This window comes from Agrobacterium sp. 22-214-1, assembly GCF_053522465.1.
Genome location: NZ_JBNWCK010000001.1, coordinates 54,956 through 71,870, shown reverse-complemented (window position 1 = coordinate 71,870; position 16,915 = coordinate 54,956). Strand labels below are relative to the sequence as shown.

17 protein-coding genes and 1 riboswitch are annotated in these 16,915 nt (G+C 60.0%); of the genes, 8 read left to right on the top strand and 9 right to left on the bottom strand.

Annotated elements, in window-relative coordinates:
- Positions 1-37: 37 nt before the first annotated feature.
- Together ACQZ5G_RS00395 and ACQZ5G_RS00390 are read right to left on the bottom strand one after the other, a co-directional pair.
- Positions 38-685: a uracil-DNA glycosylase family protein gene (locus ACQZ5G_RS00395; protein ID WP_448736661.1), complete on the bottom strand. Its 648-nt coding sequence runs from the start codon at positions 683-685 to the stop codon at positions 38-40.
- A complete protein-coding gene (locus ACQZ5G_RS00390; RefSeq protein WP_448736660.1) occupies positions 678-1,271 on the bottom strand; it encodes a thermonuclease family protein in 594 nt (197 codons plus the stop codon). Before ACQZ5G_RS00390 ends, ACQZ5G_RS00395 begins: the two co-directional genes overlap by 8 nt.
- Before the next feature lie 108 nt (positions 1,272-1,379).
- On the opposite strand from ACQZ5G_RS00390, the gene pdhS2 reads away from it, so the two are divergent.
- Positions 1,380-2,915, top strand: a complete 1,536-nt coding sequence (gene pdhS2 / locus ACQZ5G_RS00385) for a two-component system sensor histidine kinase PdhS2 (RefSeq protein WP_035262217.1) — start codon at positions 1,380-1,382, stop codon at positions 2,913-2,915.
- A 62-nt stretch (positions 2,916-2,977) separates the two neighbouring features.
- Here the strand turns inward: pdhS2 and ACQZ5G_RS00380 are convergent, their stop codons facing one another.
- On the bottom strand, positions 2,978-3,382 hold the full coding sequence (locus tag ACQZ5G_RS00380) for a diacylglycerol kinase (protein ID WP_020012886.1): 405 nt from the start codon (positions 3,380-3,382) through the stop codon (positions 2,978-2,980).
- Positions 3,383-3,390: 8 nt separating this feature from the next.
- A complete protein-coding gene (cobT, locus tag ACQZ5G_RS00375) occupies positions 3,391-4,425 on the bottom strand; it encodes a nicotinate-nucleotide--dimethylbenzimidazole phosphoribosyltransferase (RefSeq protein WP_003522166.1) in 1,035 nt (344 codons plus the stop codon).
- Between the two features lie 152 nt (positions 4,426-4,577).
- Between cobT and ACQZ5G_RS00370 the strand changes: the two genes are divergently transcribed.
- Genes ACQZ5G_RS00370 through ACQZ5G_RS00360 form a run of 3 tightly spaced genes read left to right on the top strand, consistent with a single transcriptional unit; the run spans position 4,578 to position 6,278 of the window.
- A complete protein-coding gene (locus ACQZ5G_RS00370; RefSeq protein WP_080629564.1) occupies positions 4,578-5,363 on the top strand; it encodes an adenosylcobinamide-GDP ribazoletransferase in 786 nt (261 codons plus the stop codon).
- A 19-nt stretch (positions 5,364-5,382) separates the two neighbouring features.
- Entirely contained in the window at positions 5,383-5,574 is a 192-nt protein-coding gene (locus tag ACQZ5G_RS00365) for a DUF1289 domain-containing protein (protein WP_003522164.1), read from the top strand.
- Complete coding sequence (locus tag ACQZ5G_RS00360; protein WP_003522163.1) at positions 5,571-6,278, top strand: TIGR02281 family clan AA aspartic protease; 708 nt, start codon at positions 5,571-5,573, stop codon at positions 6,276-6,278. The genes ACQZ5G_RS00365 and ACQZ5G_RS00360 overlap by 4 nt, the downstream gene beginning before the upstream one ends.
- A 266-nt stretch (positions 6,279-6,544) precedes the next feature.
- Here the strand turns inward: ACQZ5G_RS00360 and ACQZ5G_RS00355 are convergent, their stop codons facing one another.
- Positions 6,545-7,147, bottom strand: coding sequence for a hypothetical protein (locus ACQZ5G_RS00355; RefSeq protein WP_448736659.1), 603 nt, complete (start codon positions 7,145-7,147; stop codon positions 6,545-6,547).
- 292 nt (positions 7,148-7,439) lie between these two features.
- A riboswitch (FMN riboswitch) is annotated at positions 7,440-7,590 on the top strand.
- 120 nt (positions 7,591-7,710) lie between these two features.
- Here ACQZ5G_RS00355 and ribB point away from each other — a divergent pair.
- Positions 7,711-8,352, top strand: coding sequence for a 3,4-dihydroxy-2-butanone-4-phosphate synthase (ribB, locus tag ACQZ5G_RS00350; RefSeq protein ID WP_448736658.1), 642 nt, complete (start codon positions 7,711-7,713; stop codon positions 8,350-8,352).
- 530 nt (positions 8,353-8,882) lie between these two features.
- Here ribB and ACQZ5G_RS00345 read toward each other — a convergent pair.
- The 4 genes from ACQZ5G_RS00345 to ACQZ5G_RS00330 form a co-directional block, all read right to left on the bottom strand.
- On the bottom strand, positions 8,883-9,671 hold the full coding sequence (locus ACQZ5G_RS00345; RefSeq protein WP_065115987.1) for an SDR family oxidoreductase: 789 nt from the start codon (positions 9,669-9,671) through the stop codon (positions 8,883-8,885).
- A gap of 14 nt (positions 9,672-9,685) precedes the next feature.
- The gene (locus ACQZ5G_RS00340; RefSeq protein WP_448736657.1) at positions 9,686-11,164 is read right to left on the bottom strand and encodes a sugar ABC transporter ATP-binding protein; all 1,479 of its coding nucleotides are present in this window, start codon (positions 11,162-11,164) and stop codon (positions 9,686-9,688) included.
- 117 nt (positions 11,165-11,281) lie between these two features.
- A complete protein-coding gene (locus ACQZ5G_RS00335) occupies positions 11,282-12,211 on the bottom strand; it encodes a substrate-binding domain-containing protein (protein ID WP_448736656.1) in 930 nt (309 codons plus the stop codon).
- 134 nt (positions 12,212-12,345) lie between these two features.
- Positions 12,346-13,326 (bottom strand): ABC transporter permease, encoded by a 981-nt coding sequence (locus tag ACQZ5G_RS00330; protein WP_448736655.1) that lies wholly within the window; start codon positions 13,324-13,326, stop codon positions 12,346-12,348.
- A gap of 230 nt (positions 13,327-13,556) precedes the next feature.
- On the opposite strand from ACQZ5G_RS00330, the gene ACQZ5G_RS00325 reads away from it, so the two are divergent.
- The 3 genes from ACQZ5G_RS00325 to ACQZ5G_RS00315 all read left to right on the top strand — a co-directional run bounded on the left by ACQZ5G_RS00325 (position 13,557) and on the right by ACQZ5G_RS00315 (position 16,908).
- On the top strand, positions 13,557-14,366 hold the full coding sequence (locus ACQZ5G_RS00325) for a transketolase (protein ID WP_052817934.1): 810 nt from the start codon (positions 13,557-13,559) through the stop codon (positions 14,364-14,366).
- Positions 14,366-15,322 (top strand): transketolase family protein, encoded by a 957-nt coding sequence (locus ACQZ5G_RS00320; RefSeq protein WP_448736654.1) that lies wholly within the window; start codon positions 14,366-14,368, stop codon positions 15,320-15,322. Before ACQZ5G_RS00325 ends, ACQZ5G_RS00320 begins: the two co-directional genes overlap by 1 nt.
- A 116-nt stretch (positions 15,323-15,438) precedes the next feature.
- Positions 15,439-16,908 (top strand): FGGY family carbohydrate kinase, encoded by a 1,470-nt coding sequence (locus tag ACQZ5G_RS00315; RefSeq protein WP_448737059.1) that lies wholly within the window; start codon positions 15,439-15,441, stop codon positions 16,906-16,908.
- Positions 16,909-16,915: the final 7 nt, after the last annotated feature.

Genomic DNA, 16,915 nt, shown 5'->3' with positions numbered 1-16,915 from the left:
TACACTAATTTTTGCAGAAAAACAGAAAATTGTTTCACTAAAGCCGCATTTCCACATGTTGTCGCAGAACCGGCAGCAGTTCCTCCGTGAACCATGGGTTCTTTTTCAGCCAGCCGGTATTGCGCCAGCTTGGATGCGGCAGGGGAAAAATGCCGGGGCCGGAATTGGTATGGAGAAAGCCGCGCCAGTCCTGCACCGTTTCCGTCATGGTCTTGCGCCGCCTTTCACCCAGGTGAAAAACCTGTGCATATTGGCCGATGGCGAGGATCAGCTCCACCTGCGGCATCGCCATTATAACCCGCTCACGCCATTGCGGCGCACATTCGCGCCGGGGCGGCAGATCGCTGCCCTTGTCGTCATAACCGGGGAAACAGAAGCCCATGGGCACGATGGCGAAACGATCCGGATCGTAGAATGTCTGCCGGTCGACGTTCAGCCATTGGCGCAGCCTGTCGCCCGAGGCATCGTTGAACGGCAGCCCTGTTTCATGCACGCGAAGCCCCGGCGCCTGCCCGGCAATCAGGATGCGCGCCTTGGTCGACATGACGACCACCGGCCGGGGTTCGTGCGGCAGGCGATCGGCCATTCCCCTGAGCGGCTTGTCGCGACAGAGACGACAGCCGGCGATTTCGCCGCGCAACCCGTCCAGCCCGTCATCACACGCGCCCTTCTCTCCTTCAACCATGATCCCACCCCAGAAGATGACGGACAATGGTGAGGAAACCCGCCGCCGGCGTTTCCAGATCCGCGGCACGGTGTTCCCGCCGCCACTGCGACGGTTTCTCGAATTCTCCCGCCCAGATGCCGCGTGCCTGCCTGCGCGCCGCCGCCTGCTCGCTGGAGAACTGGAAATAACCGGATGCGACGGCAAAACCCGCCGACACCATTTCCGATGAGACATCCCTGCCGCCGGCGGAACAATAAACCAGCAGCCGCCCGTAACGGTCTCTGGAACTGCCGGAACAGGAAAAATCCTCAGCCCCGGCCAGCCTTTGCAGAACACGACGCGCTTCCTCGCCGCACGGCCAGCTTTCGCTGCCGCGCAGACATGTCTGCGCAAGCTCCGGCGCATCGATGCCAAGCAGTCGGAAACGTTCCTCACCCTTCGACAGCGTATCGCCATCGATCACGAAGAAGCGGCCGCTATAGGTTTCGCTGTTGATCCGGTCGAGCTTGGCCGCGATCAGAATGCCGAGAAAAACCGTGGCGAGAAAAAGCCCGCCATCGCGAAATGCCGAAAACCGCCTGCCCTTGCCTCCATTTCGTCTCATGTAACAACAAACCCTTGTCAGAAATGGCAAACAAATCCTTTCACGGCAGCATCTTCTTAAGATTTTGCGCGTAGTCTGCAAGGGTTCATGTCACCCTGCGTTGTAACAATGAGTAAAAGCGTCAGCACGTCCACCGACAAGATCATCGTCGACCGGTCGAAAAAGCACCGCAACAAGGCGGTCTTCGACACGGTGAAGACGACGCGTGAACGCCTGCAGCAGGGGGCCGGCGCAAGCGACGCCTATGAACGCGAAATGCTGACCATGCACATCGCCGAAACCCTGCAGGGCGCGATGATCATGCCGCTTTTCATCCTGCTCGCCTCCATCATCGGCCTTTATATAACCCGCGACATCAGCCTGATCATCTGGTCGCTGATTGCGCTGAGCTTCCACGCCTTTTCCCTGCTCTTGGCCAAGCGGGCGGCAAAACAGGAAATCACGGCCGACAATCTTCAGCACTGGAAAAGTCTCTTCCTCGGCATGCAGATCCTCATCGGCTGCGCCTGGGCAATGTTTGCGCTGGCCGAGCCGGTGCGCAACGACCCGACGCTCGTGCTTTTCTTCAAGGGCTCGACGCTGCTGATCGCGCTTTCGCTCACCGCCATGGCTAATTTCATGCTGCGGCGCGCGACCTTCATGACCTTTTTGCCGGTGCTGGCGGCTCTTTGCATGACATCGGCCATTTCGCGCAATCCTTTCGATGTCGGTCTCGCGCTGATGTTCGGCATGGCCATCCTCTTCTGTCATCGCATCACCAGCCGGCTTTACCAGACCAGCATCAAGCTCCTCTCCTCGCAGACGGAAAAGGACGACCTGATCGCCGAACTCGAAGTCGCCAATTCGGTGTCCGATGAGGCGCGGCGGCGCGCGGAAGAAGCCAATCTGGCCAAATCGCGCTTCCTCGCCTCCATGTCGCACGAGCTCAGAACGCCGCTCAACGCCATTCTCGGTTTCTCGGAGGTCATGTCATCAGAGGTGCTCGGCCCGCTCAACAATCCGCTCTACAAGGAATATTCCGGCGATATCCATCGCTCCGGCCAGCATCTGCTTGATCTCATCAACGAAATCCTCGACCTGTCGCGCATCGAGGCCGGCCGCTATGACCTGAACGAAGAAGCGATCTCGATGCTGGAAATCGCCGAGGATTGCATCGGCATGATCCAGCTTCGCGCCCGCGCCAAGAACATCAAAATTTCCCAGCAGTTCGAAAACAGCCTGCCGCAGGTCTGGGCCGATGAGAAATCCATCCGTCAGGTCATCCTCAATCTGCTGTCCAACGCCGTGAAATTCACGCCGCAGGGCGGCGAAATCCTCGTGAAAGCCGGCTGGACGGCGGGCGGCGGCCAATATGTCTCGATCAGGGATAACGGCCCCGGCATTCCCGAGGACGAAATTCCCGTGGTGCTGTCGGCATTCGGTCAGGGATCGATCGCGATCAAGAGCGCCGAACAGGGAACCGGTCTTGGCCTGCCCATCGTTCAGGCCATTCTCGCCAAGCATGACGGCCAGTTCATCCTGAAATCGAAACTGCGCGAGGGTACCGAAGGCATCGCCATCCTGCCGGCCAAACGTGTGCTGCAAAGCCTGCCGGCCGTGGAAGAAACCCACGCCATCCAGCCACGCCGCCGGTCCTTCGCTTAGGGCATTTCCAGGAAAAGTGGCCCCCGGGTTTTCCGCCCTGAAATGCCTTGAGGCTTAGAACTTCAGAAGAACAGCGTCGTTACCAACGAATACAGCACGAAAAATCCGTTCGCCATCAACAGGCAGAAGACGGCGAAAGAGCCGAGGTCCTTGGCGTGCCGCCCGACCGAAGAGATTTCCGGCGAAATGCGATCCACCAGCTCTTCGATGGCGGTATTGAGCGCTTCCACCGAAAACAGCAACAGCATCAACACCGTAAAGACCAGAAGATGGGCAAAGGGTGCGCCGACGACCAGAAGCAGGGCAAGCCCGACGCCGAAGGCGAGAACCTCATGCCGGAACGCCGCTTCCTGCCACAGCCGGCCAAGCCCCTGCACGGAATAGCGCGCCGCGGCAAAAAGATGCCGCCAGCCTTTTTCCTTGCGAAAGGCGGGTTCCGGTTGCTTCTTTTGCGGCGTCACGTCCATCTTCGGCCTCAATGGTCGGTGCGGGAGCTGATGCGGGTGTCCACACCCGCCGCTTCGAATGTCGCCATGCCGGAATGGCAGGCGGCGGCAGCCTTGACGATGCCGGCGGCAAGCGCTGCCCCCGTACCTTCGCCGAGACGCATGCCAAGCGCCAGAAGCGGCGTCTTACCGAGCTTTTCGATGGCGGCCAGATGGCCGGGCTCACCCGAGACATGGCCGATCAGGCAATGGTCGAGCGCCGCAGGATTGGCGGCCTTGAGGAGAGCGGCAGCGGCCGTCGCCACATAACCGTCGATCAGCACGGGAATGCGTTGCACGCGGGCGGCAAGGATGGCGCCGGCAATCGCCGCGATCTCGCGTCCGCCGAGACGGCGCATGATCTCCAGCGGATCGGACAGATGATCCTTGTGGAACTCCACCGCTGCCTTCACCGCCGCGATCTTGCGGGCCATGACTTCGCCTTCCGAACCGGTGCCCGGACCGGTCCATTCTTCCGCCGTGCCGCCATAAAGCGCGAGATTGATCGCCGCCGCAATGGTGGTGTTGCCGATGCCCATTTCGCCGACACAGAGAAGATCGGTGCCGCCGGCAATCGCTTCCATGCCGAAGGCCATGGTGGCGGCGCAGTCGCGCTCGGAAAGCGCCGGCTCGCAGGTGATGTCGCCGGTCGGGTAATCGAGCGCCAGATCGAAAATCTTCAGGCCAAGATCGTTTGCAACGCAGATCTGGTTGATCGCCGCACCGCCTGCCGCGAAATTCTCCACCATCTGCTGGGTCACGGATGTCGGATAGGGCGTAACGCCGTGCCGGGTAACGCCATGATTGCCGGCGAAGATCGCCACCAGCGGGCGGGTGACGGCCGGAGAACGGCCGGACCAGGCAGCCAGCCACATGGCGATTTCTTCGAGACGTCCGAGCGAACCGGCAGGCTTGGTCAACTGCGCATTGCGCTCCTTGGCCGCCACAAGCGCGTGCGTATCCGGGCCGGGAAGCTCGCGCAGCAGCGCGCGGAAATCGTCGAAGGGCAATCCGCTCATGCTCATGATATCTGTCTTTCTCGTCGTCGGGTTGGCTGTCGCATCGGCTCATGCGTCCGGAACTTGTGTTTTCCGGCAAATCGGTCTTTGTTGCGCCTCTCATAATCGCGGATGCGCCGCGGAACAACCGGAAATGCAGCGACTGCAACGGAGAGAGCATGAAGGCCGGGGATTTTATAACAGATGTCATGCATTCCCTCGCCTTTCTGAGCCGCCTGCCCGTTCCCTCGCGGTTTTTCGATGATGCCGAGGGCGTGTCGATGCGCCGCACCGCCCGCGCCTTTCCCGCCGCCGGCCTGCTAATCGCCCTGCCCGCCGCTTTCCTTGTTGTGGTTTTCGCAGCCTTCGACGCCTCTCCGCAACTCACCGGCTGGCTCGTCATTGGCCTGACGGCGCTCATCACGGGGGCTCTGCACGAAGACGGTCTCGCCGACATGGCCGACGGTTTCGGCAGCGGCAAGGAGAAGGCCCTCATGCTTGAGATCATGAAGGACAGCCGCATCGGCAGCTATGGCACGATTGCCATGATTTTGTCCTTTGCGCTTCGCGCCACCGCACTCGCCTCGCTCATTGAGACGCTGCCAGCAAAGACCGCCGCCGCCGCCCTGATCGCCGCGCTTGTCCTGAGCCGCGCCCTGATGGTGTGGCACTGGCAGTCCCTGCCCGCCGCCAAAACCTCCGGCATCGCCGCCGGTGCCGGTCAGCCGGGCTCAAGCGAGCGCAACATCGCGCTGGTGATCGGGTTGCTGCTTTTCACACTCTTCACGCTGCACGCCCTGCCGCTTCTGTCGATTGCACTCGTGCTGGCGGCAGCCTTTCTGGCAGCCGTCCTTTTCGGCAGGCTCTGCGACAGGAAGATCGGCGGCCATACCGGCGACACCATCGGCGCCTGCCAGCAGATCACGGAGATCGTTACCCTCATCGCCCTTGCCCTTGCGGCGTGAGGGCCTGATATAAATCGTCATGGAAACACCCTGCATCCATATCTGCCACCTCGACGCAACCAGCAGCCTCTGCATCGGCTGCGGGCGAACGCTGGATGAAATTGGCGGCTGGGCGGGGTATAGCGACGAGAAGCGCCGCGAAATCATGCGGTTGCTGCCGCAAAGACTGGCAAAACTGCCCGAGACCGCCAAGGAGACGCATACCGCATGAACAGGCTGACCATCGTTCTCCTCCTGCTGGCCGTTGGCCTTGGCCTGCTTCTCATCAATCACGACGGCGGCCGAACGCTCGGCATCGACAATGATCAATTCGCCCACGTGCTTTATCTTCTGCCCATTGCCGGCCTATTATCGGCCGGCATTCTGGCGGGAAGACGCGGCAGCCTCAGTACCGTCATCCGCCAGCTCGCCGTCTGGCTCGTCATCATTCTCGGCCTCGTCTCGCTCTATCTCTATCGCTACGACTTGCAATCCTTCGGCGACCGGCTGCTGGGCGGCCTGATGCCCGGCCGCGCCGTGGTGGTGACGACGGCTGGCGGCGAACAGGAAATCGTCCTGCATAAATCGATGAGCGGCCATTTCGAAGCAAATGTCGGCGTCGAGGGCAAGACGATCCACATGCTCGTCGATACCGGTGCAAGTTCCGTGGTGCTCGCCAATGCGGATGCGACCGCAATCGGCATCGACACCGCAAATCTCCGCTATACCGTACCGGTGATGACTGCGAATGGCCGCACGGCGGCAGCCCCCGTCACCCTTTCGGAAATCAGCATTGGCCCGATCATGCGACGCAACATCCCCGCCCTCGTCGCGCAGGATGGCCAATTGGGCCAGAGCCTGCTCGGCATGAGCTTCCTGTCGACGCTCGGTTCGCTGCAGATGCAGACCGATGAATTGCGGTTGCGGGATCGGTAAGCTCCTCTGGGAGAAGGCTCTTATCTTGCGATCAAACGCCCCATCACAATATATGTGAAGTAACGAGGAAAGGGTTGGTCAACGTTGACCCGCTGAAGCAGTGGCTTATCTCGAAAAATACCGCCACTTCGGCAAATCATTGACAGGCCGCATTGACCATGAGACAAGATTACATATTCAACGCAGGAGTTCTCAACATGATCGGTCCAGATCCTATCCTACTTTGATCTAAACGTCCTTCCACTGTAGAGAAGCGAAGCGTCGAACTATGGTTTCGGCGCTTTTTGGTTTTTTAAGATGCCCGGCGAACGGATTTTTCGCTTTAGTTTGTATCCCCTGTATTTTCCTTCCATTGTCTGCAAAAGTTTCTCGCCGGTTTTCTTTGCCTCTTCCGCGTGCTCGTAGAGGCTACGAATGGCACTTTCCCGACCCTCGAGTGAAATATTGGTAAAACTCTTACGGTATATTCCATCTATCTTGGCGCGGATTTTATCCAAAACACCATGGAAATAGACGACATCGCCAATATACTCTCTTCCAGTGGCCGATATGGAATCGATATTCTTCAGATAGAAATGGGTGTGACGTGCATCTGTAATATGCGGAACGAAATCTTTGTTTTCCTTGATGCGCTCCCTGAAAGTCACATAAGAAATAGGTGCCGCAAGAAAGATCGCCATATCGGCTGTATTAAAGTCGATTTCCGCATACAGGGACCGAATAAATTTCTCTTTTTCTCGCGATTTTTTCCAGAATCCTACGCCCACCGCTACAAATTGTCCAAGTATCCACAGCGTGAAGGCTGTGGAAGCCGCGACCAACGCGGCGAGCAATTGCGGGCTTTCAGATATTTGCTGCGTCGCTGACATGCAACAATTCCCTTAAATATAAGAAAATACATATTGTAATAACGACAATATAAAAATCATAAGATTCCAATATTAACAACATAAATACGATACTTCAGATGGCGAGCGGGGCCACGATTTGCGCCGCCAATATCAAATCGGTCTCGATGGAAAAACACAGTATGAACTCGACCTGAAACGGGCGGAACTAAAATGCTCGTAGAAACGCCTTTCCGAGAGATTTCTTTCTGCCCGGCACCCGCCCAACGAACCATTGCCCCTTGATTCCTTCCCATTTGATAATTTATGTTGGTTTCGTTCTCAGGGCGGGGTGCAATTCCCCACCGGCGGTATCGGGATTTTTCCCGGAGCCCGCGAGCGCTTCCGGTCTCCAAAGCCGGAAGGTCAGCAGATCCGGTGAGAGGCCGGAGCCGACGGTATAGTCCGGATGGAAGAGGACAAGGCATAGGACGCCCGCGCGTGAGCGGGCTTCGCATTGCATTGTTCGCCCAAGGGATATTTGGCGCTTCTCGAAGCGCGAAAATGCCGCAAAACGGCATAACCCTTGAAAGGCTTGAAAGAAAATGACCATTGCTAAAATTGAAGACGCGATCGAAGCCATTTCCCGTGGCGAGATGGTGATTGTGGTTGACGACGAAGACCGCGAAAATGAAGGCGATATCATCGCCGCCTCCGACAGCATCACCCCACAGCAGATCGCCTTCATGATGAACCATGCTCGCGGGCTGGTCTGCGTCGCCATGCCAGGTGAGCGCCTCGACGCGCTCGACATTCCGCTAATGGTGTCGCGCAACACCGAATCCCTCAAGACGGCCTTCACCGTCTCGGTGGACTATATTCCGGGCACGACGACAGGCATTTCCGCCGCCGACCGGGCAAAGACCGTGCGTGCGCTGGTATCCGAGGAATCGCGCCCGGAAGATTTCGCCCGCCCCGGCCACATCTTCCCGCTGCGCGCCAACCCTGAGGGCGTTCTCGGCCGCACCGGCCACACCGAAGCAGCCGTGGACCTCTGCCGCCTCGCCGGCAAATATCCCTGCGGCACCATCTGCGAAGTCGCCAATGACGATGGCACCATGGCCCGCCTGCCCCAGCTCGAAGTCTTCGCCGAACGCCACGGCCTGCTCGTCGTGACGATCAAGGATCTCGTTGCTTACCTCAAGGGCGAGGTTGTCGAGGACGTGATGCAGAAGCAGGTTGCGTGAGCTGCTGCTCGTGGTGTGAATACAAAAACGCCCGGCAGTAGCCGGGCGTGAAACTGGAGGTAGACATTACTTCCTACCCGACATCGTCCTCGAACCTGACCCAATGCTGTCCCGCTTGAACATGCAAACTGCTGTCGCCTCGAAGTGAATGCGGTGGATGAGCATCCTCTCGACATCATCCTCGGGCTTGTCCCGAGGATCTAACCACATCGAATAAAATCAATACGTTAGAAGACCTTCGGGGCAAGCTCGAGGATGACGTCAGTGTGAGTGGCTTGGTTAGATATCCCATCCAAAGGCACCGTGATTTTTCGAGTCCGGGGTGCGATGGCTTGTCTGAAAACATAATGGAGCCAATAGGCTGCACCTCTCCGGGAAATCTAACCCGGACAGCAGTGGCCCTGTGCCGAGAATCTAAACACGTCGAATGAAATCAATACGTTGCAGATCCTCGGGACGAGCCCGAGGATGACGGCCGCGAACTTTGCAGACTTCATCAGCCGTTGAAGTTGGGCTATAACGCCAAAACCCTACCAGCAGCAGAAACCACCATCCACCAGCAGATCCACGCCCGTCACGAAGCTCGCCGCATCTGACAGCAGGAAGATCGCCGGACCAACCATCTCATCGACACCCGCCATGCGCTGCATCGGCGTCTGCTCTTCGAACAGCTTCGTCTGGTGCACCATTTCCGGCCGCGTATTCATCGGTGTCGCCGTGTAACCCGGCGAGATGGTGTTGACGCGGATGCCGCGACCCACCCACTCCATCGCCATGGATTTCGACATGTGAATGACGCCAGCCTTCGAGGCATTGTAGTGGCACTGCATCAGCCCGCGATTGACGATGACGCCGGACATGGAGGCGATGTTGACGATTGCACCACGGCCGTTCTTAAGCATGGCATTGGCTTCCGCCTGGCAGGACAGGAAAACGCCCTTCAGGTTGATATCCATCATCGTCTGGAACTGGCTTTCCTCCATCTCCTCGGCCGGATTGGCATTGGCGATGCCGGCCGCATTGACGGCGAGCGATAGCGCGCCAAGCTCGGCTTCAGTACGCGCAACCGCTTCAGTCAATGCCTGCTTGCTGGTGACGTCAGCCGCAATCTGGATCGACTTGCGCCCGGCCTTGGCGATGAAATCGGCCGTCTGCGCCAGACCGTCATCGGTGCGGCGATCAAGCAGCGCGACATTGGCGCCGGACTGGGCAAGCCCCATGGCGATCCGCTGGCCGATGCCGGAACCGGCGCCGGTGACGAGCGCCACCTGGCCGGAAAGATCGAACAGTTTCGGCGCGTTGAGCGTGATGGTGGACATCTCTGTTTCCTTCTTCAGATGGTTGCCAGTTCCATGACCGAGACGTCGTTTGCTTCGTCGCGGTTGAGGATGCCGGCCTGTTTTCCCTGCGCGAGCACGAGGATGCGGTTCGAAACGCCCAGCACCTCCTCGAGATCGGAGCTGACGACGATGACGGCCACGCCGTCTTTCGCCAGACCGACAATGATATCGTAAATGCCCGCCCGCGCGCCGACATCGATGCCGCGGGTCGGCTCGTCCAGCACCACAACGCGCGGATTGCGGGCAAGCCATTTGGCAATGACCACCTTCTGCTGGTTGCCGCCGGAAAGATCCGATGCCGGCTGTTCGCTGCGGCCCTTCACCCCGAATTTGGCGATTGCCTCCCTGGTGAAGGCACGCTTGATGCGTGGCGTGATCCAGCCGGTGCCGACGCGGTCGAGATTGGCATAGATCAGGTTTTCACCGATCTCGTGCTCCACCACCAGCCCCTGCAATTTGCGGTCTTCCGGCACCATGACGATGCCCTTGGCAATCGCATCCGCCGGGCTTTTCAGCGTCAGCACCTTGCCATCGAGAAGAACCTCACCCGCACTCGTCGGATCGGCGCCGGAAATGGCCCGCACCAGCTCGGTGCGTCCCGCGCCGATAAGACCGGCAATGCCGAGGATTTCACCGGCGCGGACGCCGAAGCTGATGTCGCGGAAAGCATTGTCCGCGCCGGTCAGCCCTTTCACTTCCAGCACCATCTTGTCCTGCGGCTCCGGCAGCGTCGGAAACAGGCGCTCCAGCGAGCGGCCGACCATGCTTTCGACGATGGTACGCACCGGCGTCGCGCTATCGGCAAATTCATGCACCCGCTCGCCGTCGCGCAGCACGACGATGCGGTCGGTGATCTGTTTAATCTCTTCCATACGGTGGGAAATATAGACGATGCCGACGCCCTCGGCGCGCAGCTTGCGCACCTGCTCGAACAGCGCCTGCGTTTCCGCGCCGCCAAGTGCCGCCGTCGGCTCGTCGAGGATCAGAAGTTTCGCATCCAGCGCCAGCGCCTTGGCGATTTCGATCAGCTGCTGGTTGGCGGTCGAAAGACCGGCCACCTTGCGGGTGGCTGGAATGTGGAGATTGAGGCGCGCCAGCTGCTGCTGGGCTCTGCGCACCATCTCGGCGCGGTCGATAACGCCGTTCTTCATCAGCCAGCGGCCGATGAACACGTTCTCGGCAATGGAAAGCTCCGGCAGAAGCTTCAGCTCCTGATGGATGAGCACGATGCCCTTGTCGATCGCTTCGCGCGGCGATGCAGGCGCGTAAGGCTGCCCAAGCCAAGTCATCTTGCCCTCGGACGGCTCACGCGAACCGGCGATGATGCCTGACAGCGTGGACTTGCCCGCACCGTTTTCACCCAGCAACGCCACCACTTCGCCCGGATAGACGTCGAGATCGACGGCTTTCAGAACCTCAAGCGGACCATAACGTTTGCTGATGCCACGGAGCGAAAGAACCGGCTCGCGCATGACGGGACCTCCCAGGACACATAAGCAGCGGCAATGCCCAAGCCTTGCGTCCGAAATAATCTAAAGACAAACCAGTGAATGCCCCGCGCATCCCAAGGGTCGCGCGGGGCAGCAGGATCAGGGATGGTTGGCGATGAAGCCTTCGACATTTTCCTTGGTCGTCAGCGTCGCATCGGAGAGCTGCACGGCCGGAACCTTCTCCCCGCCGACGATCTTGACGGCCATTTCCACAGCCATGCGGCCCATCTTCTGGGTCTGCTGCGTCGCGGTCACGTCGAACACGCCGTTCTTCAGCGCCTCAAGGGCTGCCGTATCACCATCGAAGCCGCCAACGACGATCTTCTGCGAAGGGTTGGCGACCTTGATCGCCTGCGCCGCGCCGAGCGCCAGACCATCGGCCTGCGCAAAGACGATGGAAACATCCGGATTGGCCTGCAGCATATTCTGCATGATCTGGAAGCCTTCATCTTGGCTCCACATGTTGGACCACTGTTCGGCAACGATCTTCACGCCGGAATTGGCCTTCACCGATTCCATGCAGCCCTTGGTGCGGTCCACTTCCGGCGTCGTACCCTTCTGGCCGTGGATGATGACCATCTTGCCCGAACCACCGGCCTGCTTGATGATGTAATCGCAAACCGCCTTGGCAGAAGCGACGGAATCGGTGGCGAGGAAGGTATCGCCCGGCGCGCCATCGGCATTACGGTCGATGTTAATGACCGGAACGCCGGCGGCCTTGGCAAGCTTTACCGGAACGGTCGCCGCAGCGGCGCCGGCCGGAATATAGATCAGCGCATCGATATTCTGGGTCAGCAGATCCTGGATCTGGTTCACCTGCGTCGGGCCATCGCCCTTGGCGTCAACGGTGACGACGGCAATGCCGCGCGTCTTGGCTTCGGCTTCGACGGCCTGCTTGATCTGGTTGAAGAAGTTCGCCTGCAGATTGGCGACGGCAAGGCCGATCTTCTTGACTTCGGCGGCATTGGCAGAGCCGAGCGACAGGGCGAAAAGGGCGGCGGATGTCAGCAGAATGCGTGAAAATTTCATGATTATTCCTCCATTTGTTGATTGTTGACCTTCGGGCAGATCGAACCTCCTCCCCTCCGGCCGCTTATTTCACGCCTCCCCAATAAGGAGGGTCGTTTATTGCGCGGACGGCTCAGCACCGCCCGCAGGCAAATTCAGCTTCTGCGGCGGCGCAATGTTTCAGCGCCAACGGCCAGCACGATGACGACACCGATGATGACCTGTTGCAAAAAGGGAGAGACGTTGAGCAGGTTGAGGCCGTTGCGCAGAACGCCGATGATCAGCACGCCGATCAGCGTTCCGCCGATGCCGCCCGCACCGCCCGAAAGCGAGGTTCCACCGATGACAACGGCCGCAATCGTATCCAGCTCGTAACCGAAGCCGCTGGAGGGCTGCACCGAGTCGAGACGTGCCGCAAGAACGATGCCGGCGAGACCGGCAAGAACCGCGCAGGCGACATAAACGCAGATCGTCACCAGCGGCACATTGATGCCGGCAAGGCGCGCCACTTCGGGATTACCACCCACCGCATAGACCGTGCGGCCTTCCGAACGGAAGCGCAGGAACAGCCAGGAGATCAGAACGACGACGAGCATCAGAAGCACGGTCGCTGTCAGCACGCCGAAATGGCGCTCAATCGCCAGCATCATGAACCAGTCAGGAAAACCGACGATCTGCTGTCCATCGGTGATCATATTGGCGAGACCGCGCGCCACCGACATCATCGCCAGCGTGGCAATGAAAGCAGGCACCCGAAAAGCCGTAACCAGAATACCGACCACGAGGCCGCAGGCGGCGGACGCGATCAGCGCCAGCACGATGGCCATGCCCATCGGCATGCCCGCCACATTGGCCGTCCAGCCCATGATCATCATCGACAGCGCCAAAACCGAGCCGACAGACAGGTCGATGCCGCCAAGAAGGATCACGAAGGTCATGCCGACGGCCATGATGCCGAGAACGGTGATCTGGTCGAGAATGTTAAGCCCATTGCGCAGCGACAGGAAATTCTCGCTGGCGAAGGTCAGAAACACGCAGAGCAGCAGCAGGCCCAAAAGAGGTCCGGTCGCACCGCTCAACCAGGCAAGCGGGCTCCTGGTGTGCGTGACCCCCTCATTGCGTTCAATCGCGGACATGGCTCCTCCCGGTGACTGTCTTGCATTTTTTAAACCGATTAGAATAATTATTCATCATCGGTGAAACATGCATAAGCCAGTTGAGAGAAGCTTGTCAATAGGGCTTTGACGGCAATGCCGATACCGCCTGACGATAAACAATCCGCAATTCCGGCTTGACAGCAACGCCATCTCTGCAATTATATAAATAGCTGTATAAATATTCACACGCATGTTTTGAAGAGGATTCCATGCAGTCCCAGGAGCTAGAGCGCATTGCGCGCCAGATTCGCCTTCGCGACGTACAGGCTGTTTTTGAAGCGGGTGCGGGCCATGTCGGCGGCGAAATGTCGGCTATCGACATCATGACGGCCCTTTACTTCCGCGTCCTGCGCATCTGGCCGGATGATCCAAAGAACCCTGCCCGCGACCGCTTCGTGCTTTCCAAGGGCCATACGGCCTGCGCGCTGTATGTGACGCTGGCCAAGCGCGGTTTCATCCCGGAAGAGGAAATCTCGACCTTCCTGCAGCCGAATTCGCGCCTCAACGGCCATCCGAACTGTAACAAGGTGCCGGGTGTGGAAACCAATACCGGCCCGCTCGGTCACGGACTGCCGGTTGCCGTCGGCATGGCCAAGGCGGCCAAGCTTTCCGGTGCGGACTACCACACCTATGTCATGACCGGCGACGGCGAGATGCAGGAAGGCTCCAACTGGGAGGCCATCATGTCCGCTGCGCAATTCGGCCTCAACAATCTGACACTGATCGTCGATCACAACCGCTTCCAGCAGGGTGCGGCGCTCTCGGAAACCAACGATGTCGCACCGCTTCGCCCCAAGCTCGAGGCTTTCGGCTGGGAAGTCAGCGAAATCAACGGCAACGCCATGGCGGAAGTCGTGCCGGCGCTGGAGCATCGCGGCAACCGCCCGCATTGCATCGTCGCCCACACCAACAAGGGTCACGGCATTTCCTTCATGCAGGACCGCGTTGACTGGCACCATAAGGTTCCGAGCAGGGAACAATATGAAATCGCCGTCAAAGAACTTTCGGAGACATTGTAATGAACGCGCCCGTAACCGCCGCCAAGCTTTATGACTGCCGCGACGCCTTCGCCGAAACGCTGGAAGCGCTGGCCGCCGGCAATGACAGGGTCGTCGCCGTCTGTAACGATTCGGTCGGCTCCTCGAAACTCGGCGGCTTCAAGTCGAAATTCCCCGAGCGCCTCGTGAATGTCGGCATTGCCGAACAGAATATGGTCGGCGTGGGCGCGGGTCTCGCCAATGGCGGCCAATTGCCCTTCGTCTGCGGCGCATCCTGCTTCCTCACCGGCCGCGCGCTGGAGCAGATCAAGGCCGACCTTGCTTATTCCAACGCCAATGTGAAGCTAATCGGCATCTCCTCGGGCATGGCCTATGGCGAACTCGGCCCGACGCATCATTCCATCGAAGATTTCGCCTGGACCCGCGTTCTGCCGAACCTGCCGGTCATCGCCCCCTGCGACCGCATCGAAACGGCCGCCGCCGTCAAATGGGCCGCAGACTATGCCGGCCCCTGTTTCCTGCGCCTGTCGCGCGTCGGCGTGCCGGATCTGCTGCCGGAAGGCCATGTCTTCGAACTTGGCCGCGCCAACCTGCTGCGCGAAGGCTCCGATGTGACGCTGATCGCCAACGGCACACTGACGCACCGCATCATCAAGGCCGCCGACATTCTGGCAAGCCGTGGCGTCAAGGCGCGTGTGCTGAACATGGCGACCGTGCGTCCCATCGATGAGGCGGCTATCGTCGCAGCAGCGAAGGAAACCGGCGCGATACTGACGGCTGAAGAACATTCGATCTTCGGCGGCCTTGGTTCGGCCATTGCCGAAGTCGTGGTCGAGCACGCCCCGGTGCCGATGAAACGTCTCGGCGTTCCCGGTGTCTTCGCCCATACCGGTTCGGCCGAATGGCTGCTGGATGAATTCGGCATGGCGCCGGCCGCCATTGCGGATGCGGCCGAAGCGCTGATCAAGAGAAAATAAAGTCTCCTCCCAGAGTCGTCGCGTGTCTTCGGATGCGCGGCGACACCCTTTCTGCAATATCGTCGTTTAATCGCCGCAAGGCGGAAACGAAAAACTGCCGACGAAAGACTCCCATGATGCGCGCCATTCTGTCCATCGATCAGGGCACTACCAATTCCAAGGCCATACTCGTCTCGGAAAGCGGAGAGCTGCTGGCGCGCGGCTCATCACCGGTCGGCATCGCCTATCCGCAGCCCGGCTGGGTGGAACAGGAGCCGCAGCGCATCTGGGCCTCGGTTTGCGAAGCGATCTCCGCCTGCCTCGCCGCCGCACCCTCTGACATCGATGTCGCGGCCATCGCCATTTCCAACCAGCGCGAATCCGTGACCATCTGGGATGGCGAGACCGGCGAGCCGCTCGGCCCGGTGCTCAGCTGGCAATGCCGCCGCACGGCGCAGGACTGCGCCGAACTGATCGAAAAGGGCCATTCCGAGCGCGTCATGGCGCTGACCGGCCTGCCGATCGACCCGATGTTTCCGGGCGCAAAAATGCGCTGGCTGCTGGAGCGCGCCCCGAAGGGCCGCAGGCTCCGCCTCGGCACCATCGATAGCTGGCTCATCCATTGCTTCACCGGCGGCAAGATCCATGCCTGCGACGCCTCCAATGCCGCGCGCAGCCAGGTGCTCGATCTCAACCGGCAGGTCTGGAGCGATGAGCTTTGCGAGCTCTTCGGCATCGATATCAACACCCTGCCTGATCTGCGCGACAGCAGCGGCGATTTTGGCGTCACATCAGGCGTTCCCGGCATCAAGGACGGCACGCCTATTCTCGCCGCCATCGGCGACAGCCACGCCGCCCTCTTCGGCCATGGCGCCTTCAATCCGGGTGACGGCAAGGTAACCTTCGGCACCGGTTCCTCGGTCATGACAACCCTGCCGCATTTCATCGCGCCCGAACGCGGCATCACCACCACCGTCGCATGGCGGCTCGACGGCAAACCGACCTTCGCCTTCGAGGGCAATATTCTCGTGTCCGCCGCCTCCCTACCCTGGATGACGGAGATTCTCGGCCTGCCCGATGTCGCCGCCCTCGTCGAGCTGGCCGCCACCGCCGAGCCAAACGGCCCCGGCTTCGTGCCGGCCTTCGTCGGTCTCGGCGCGCCCTATTGGGATACGAATGCGCGTGCGCTTTTCTCCCAGATCAATTTCAGCACCACCCGTGCCCAGATGGCCCGCGCCGTCACCGATTCCATTGCCTTTCAGGTCCATGACGTCTTTGCCGCCATGCGCGCGCAGTCGCCTTCCGGTTTCGGGCGGCTGTTCGTGGATGGCGGGCCGAGCCAGAACCGTTTCCTGATGCAATGTGTCGCCGATATGCTGGAACACCCCGTCATCCAGCGCGATGCACCGGAAGCCTCTGCGCTGGGTGCTGCCTATCTCGCTGGCCTCGCCCTCGGTTTCTGGAGCGATCTTACGGCCATCACCGCCCTTGCAAGCCAGGGCAACACCATCGCGCCCGCCAACAGTGAAAGCCGGCAGAGGCTCGGCATCTGGCGCGACGCGATTGCCCGCTCGACCTTGCCTGTAACCTCGGGTAATGGTGAATAAAAATTCA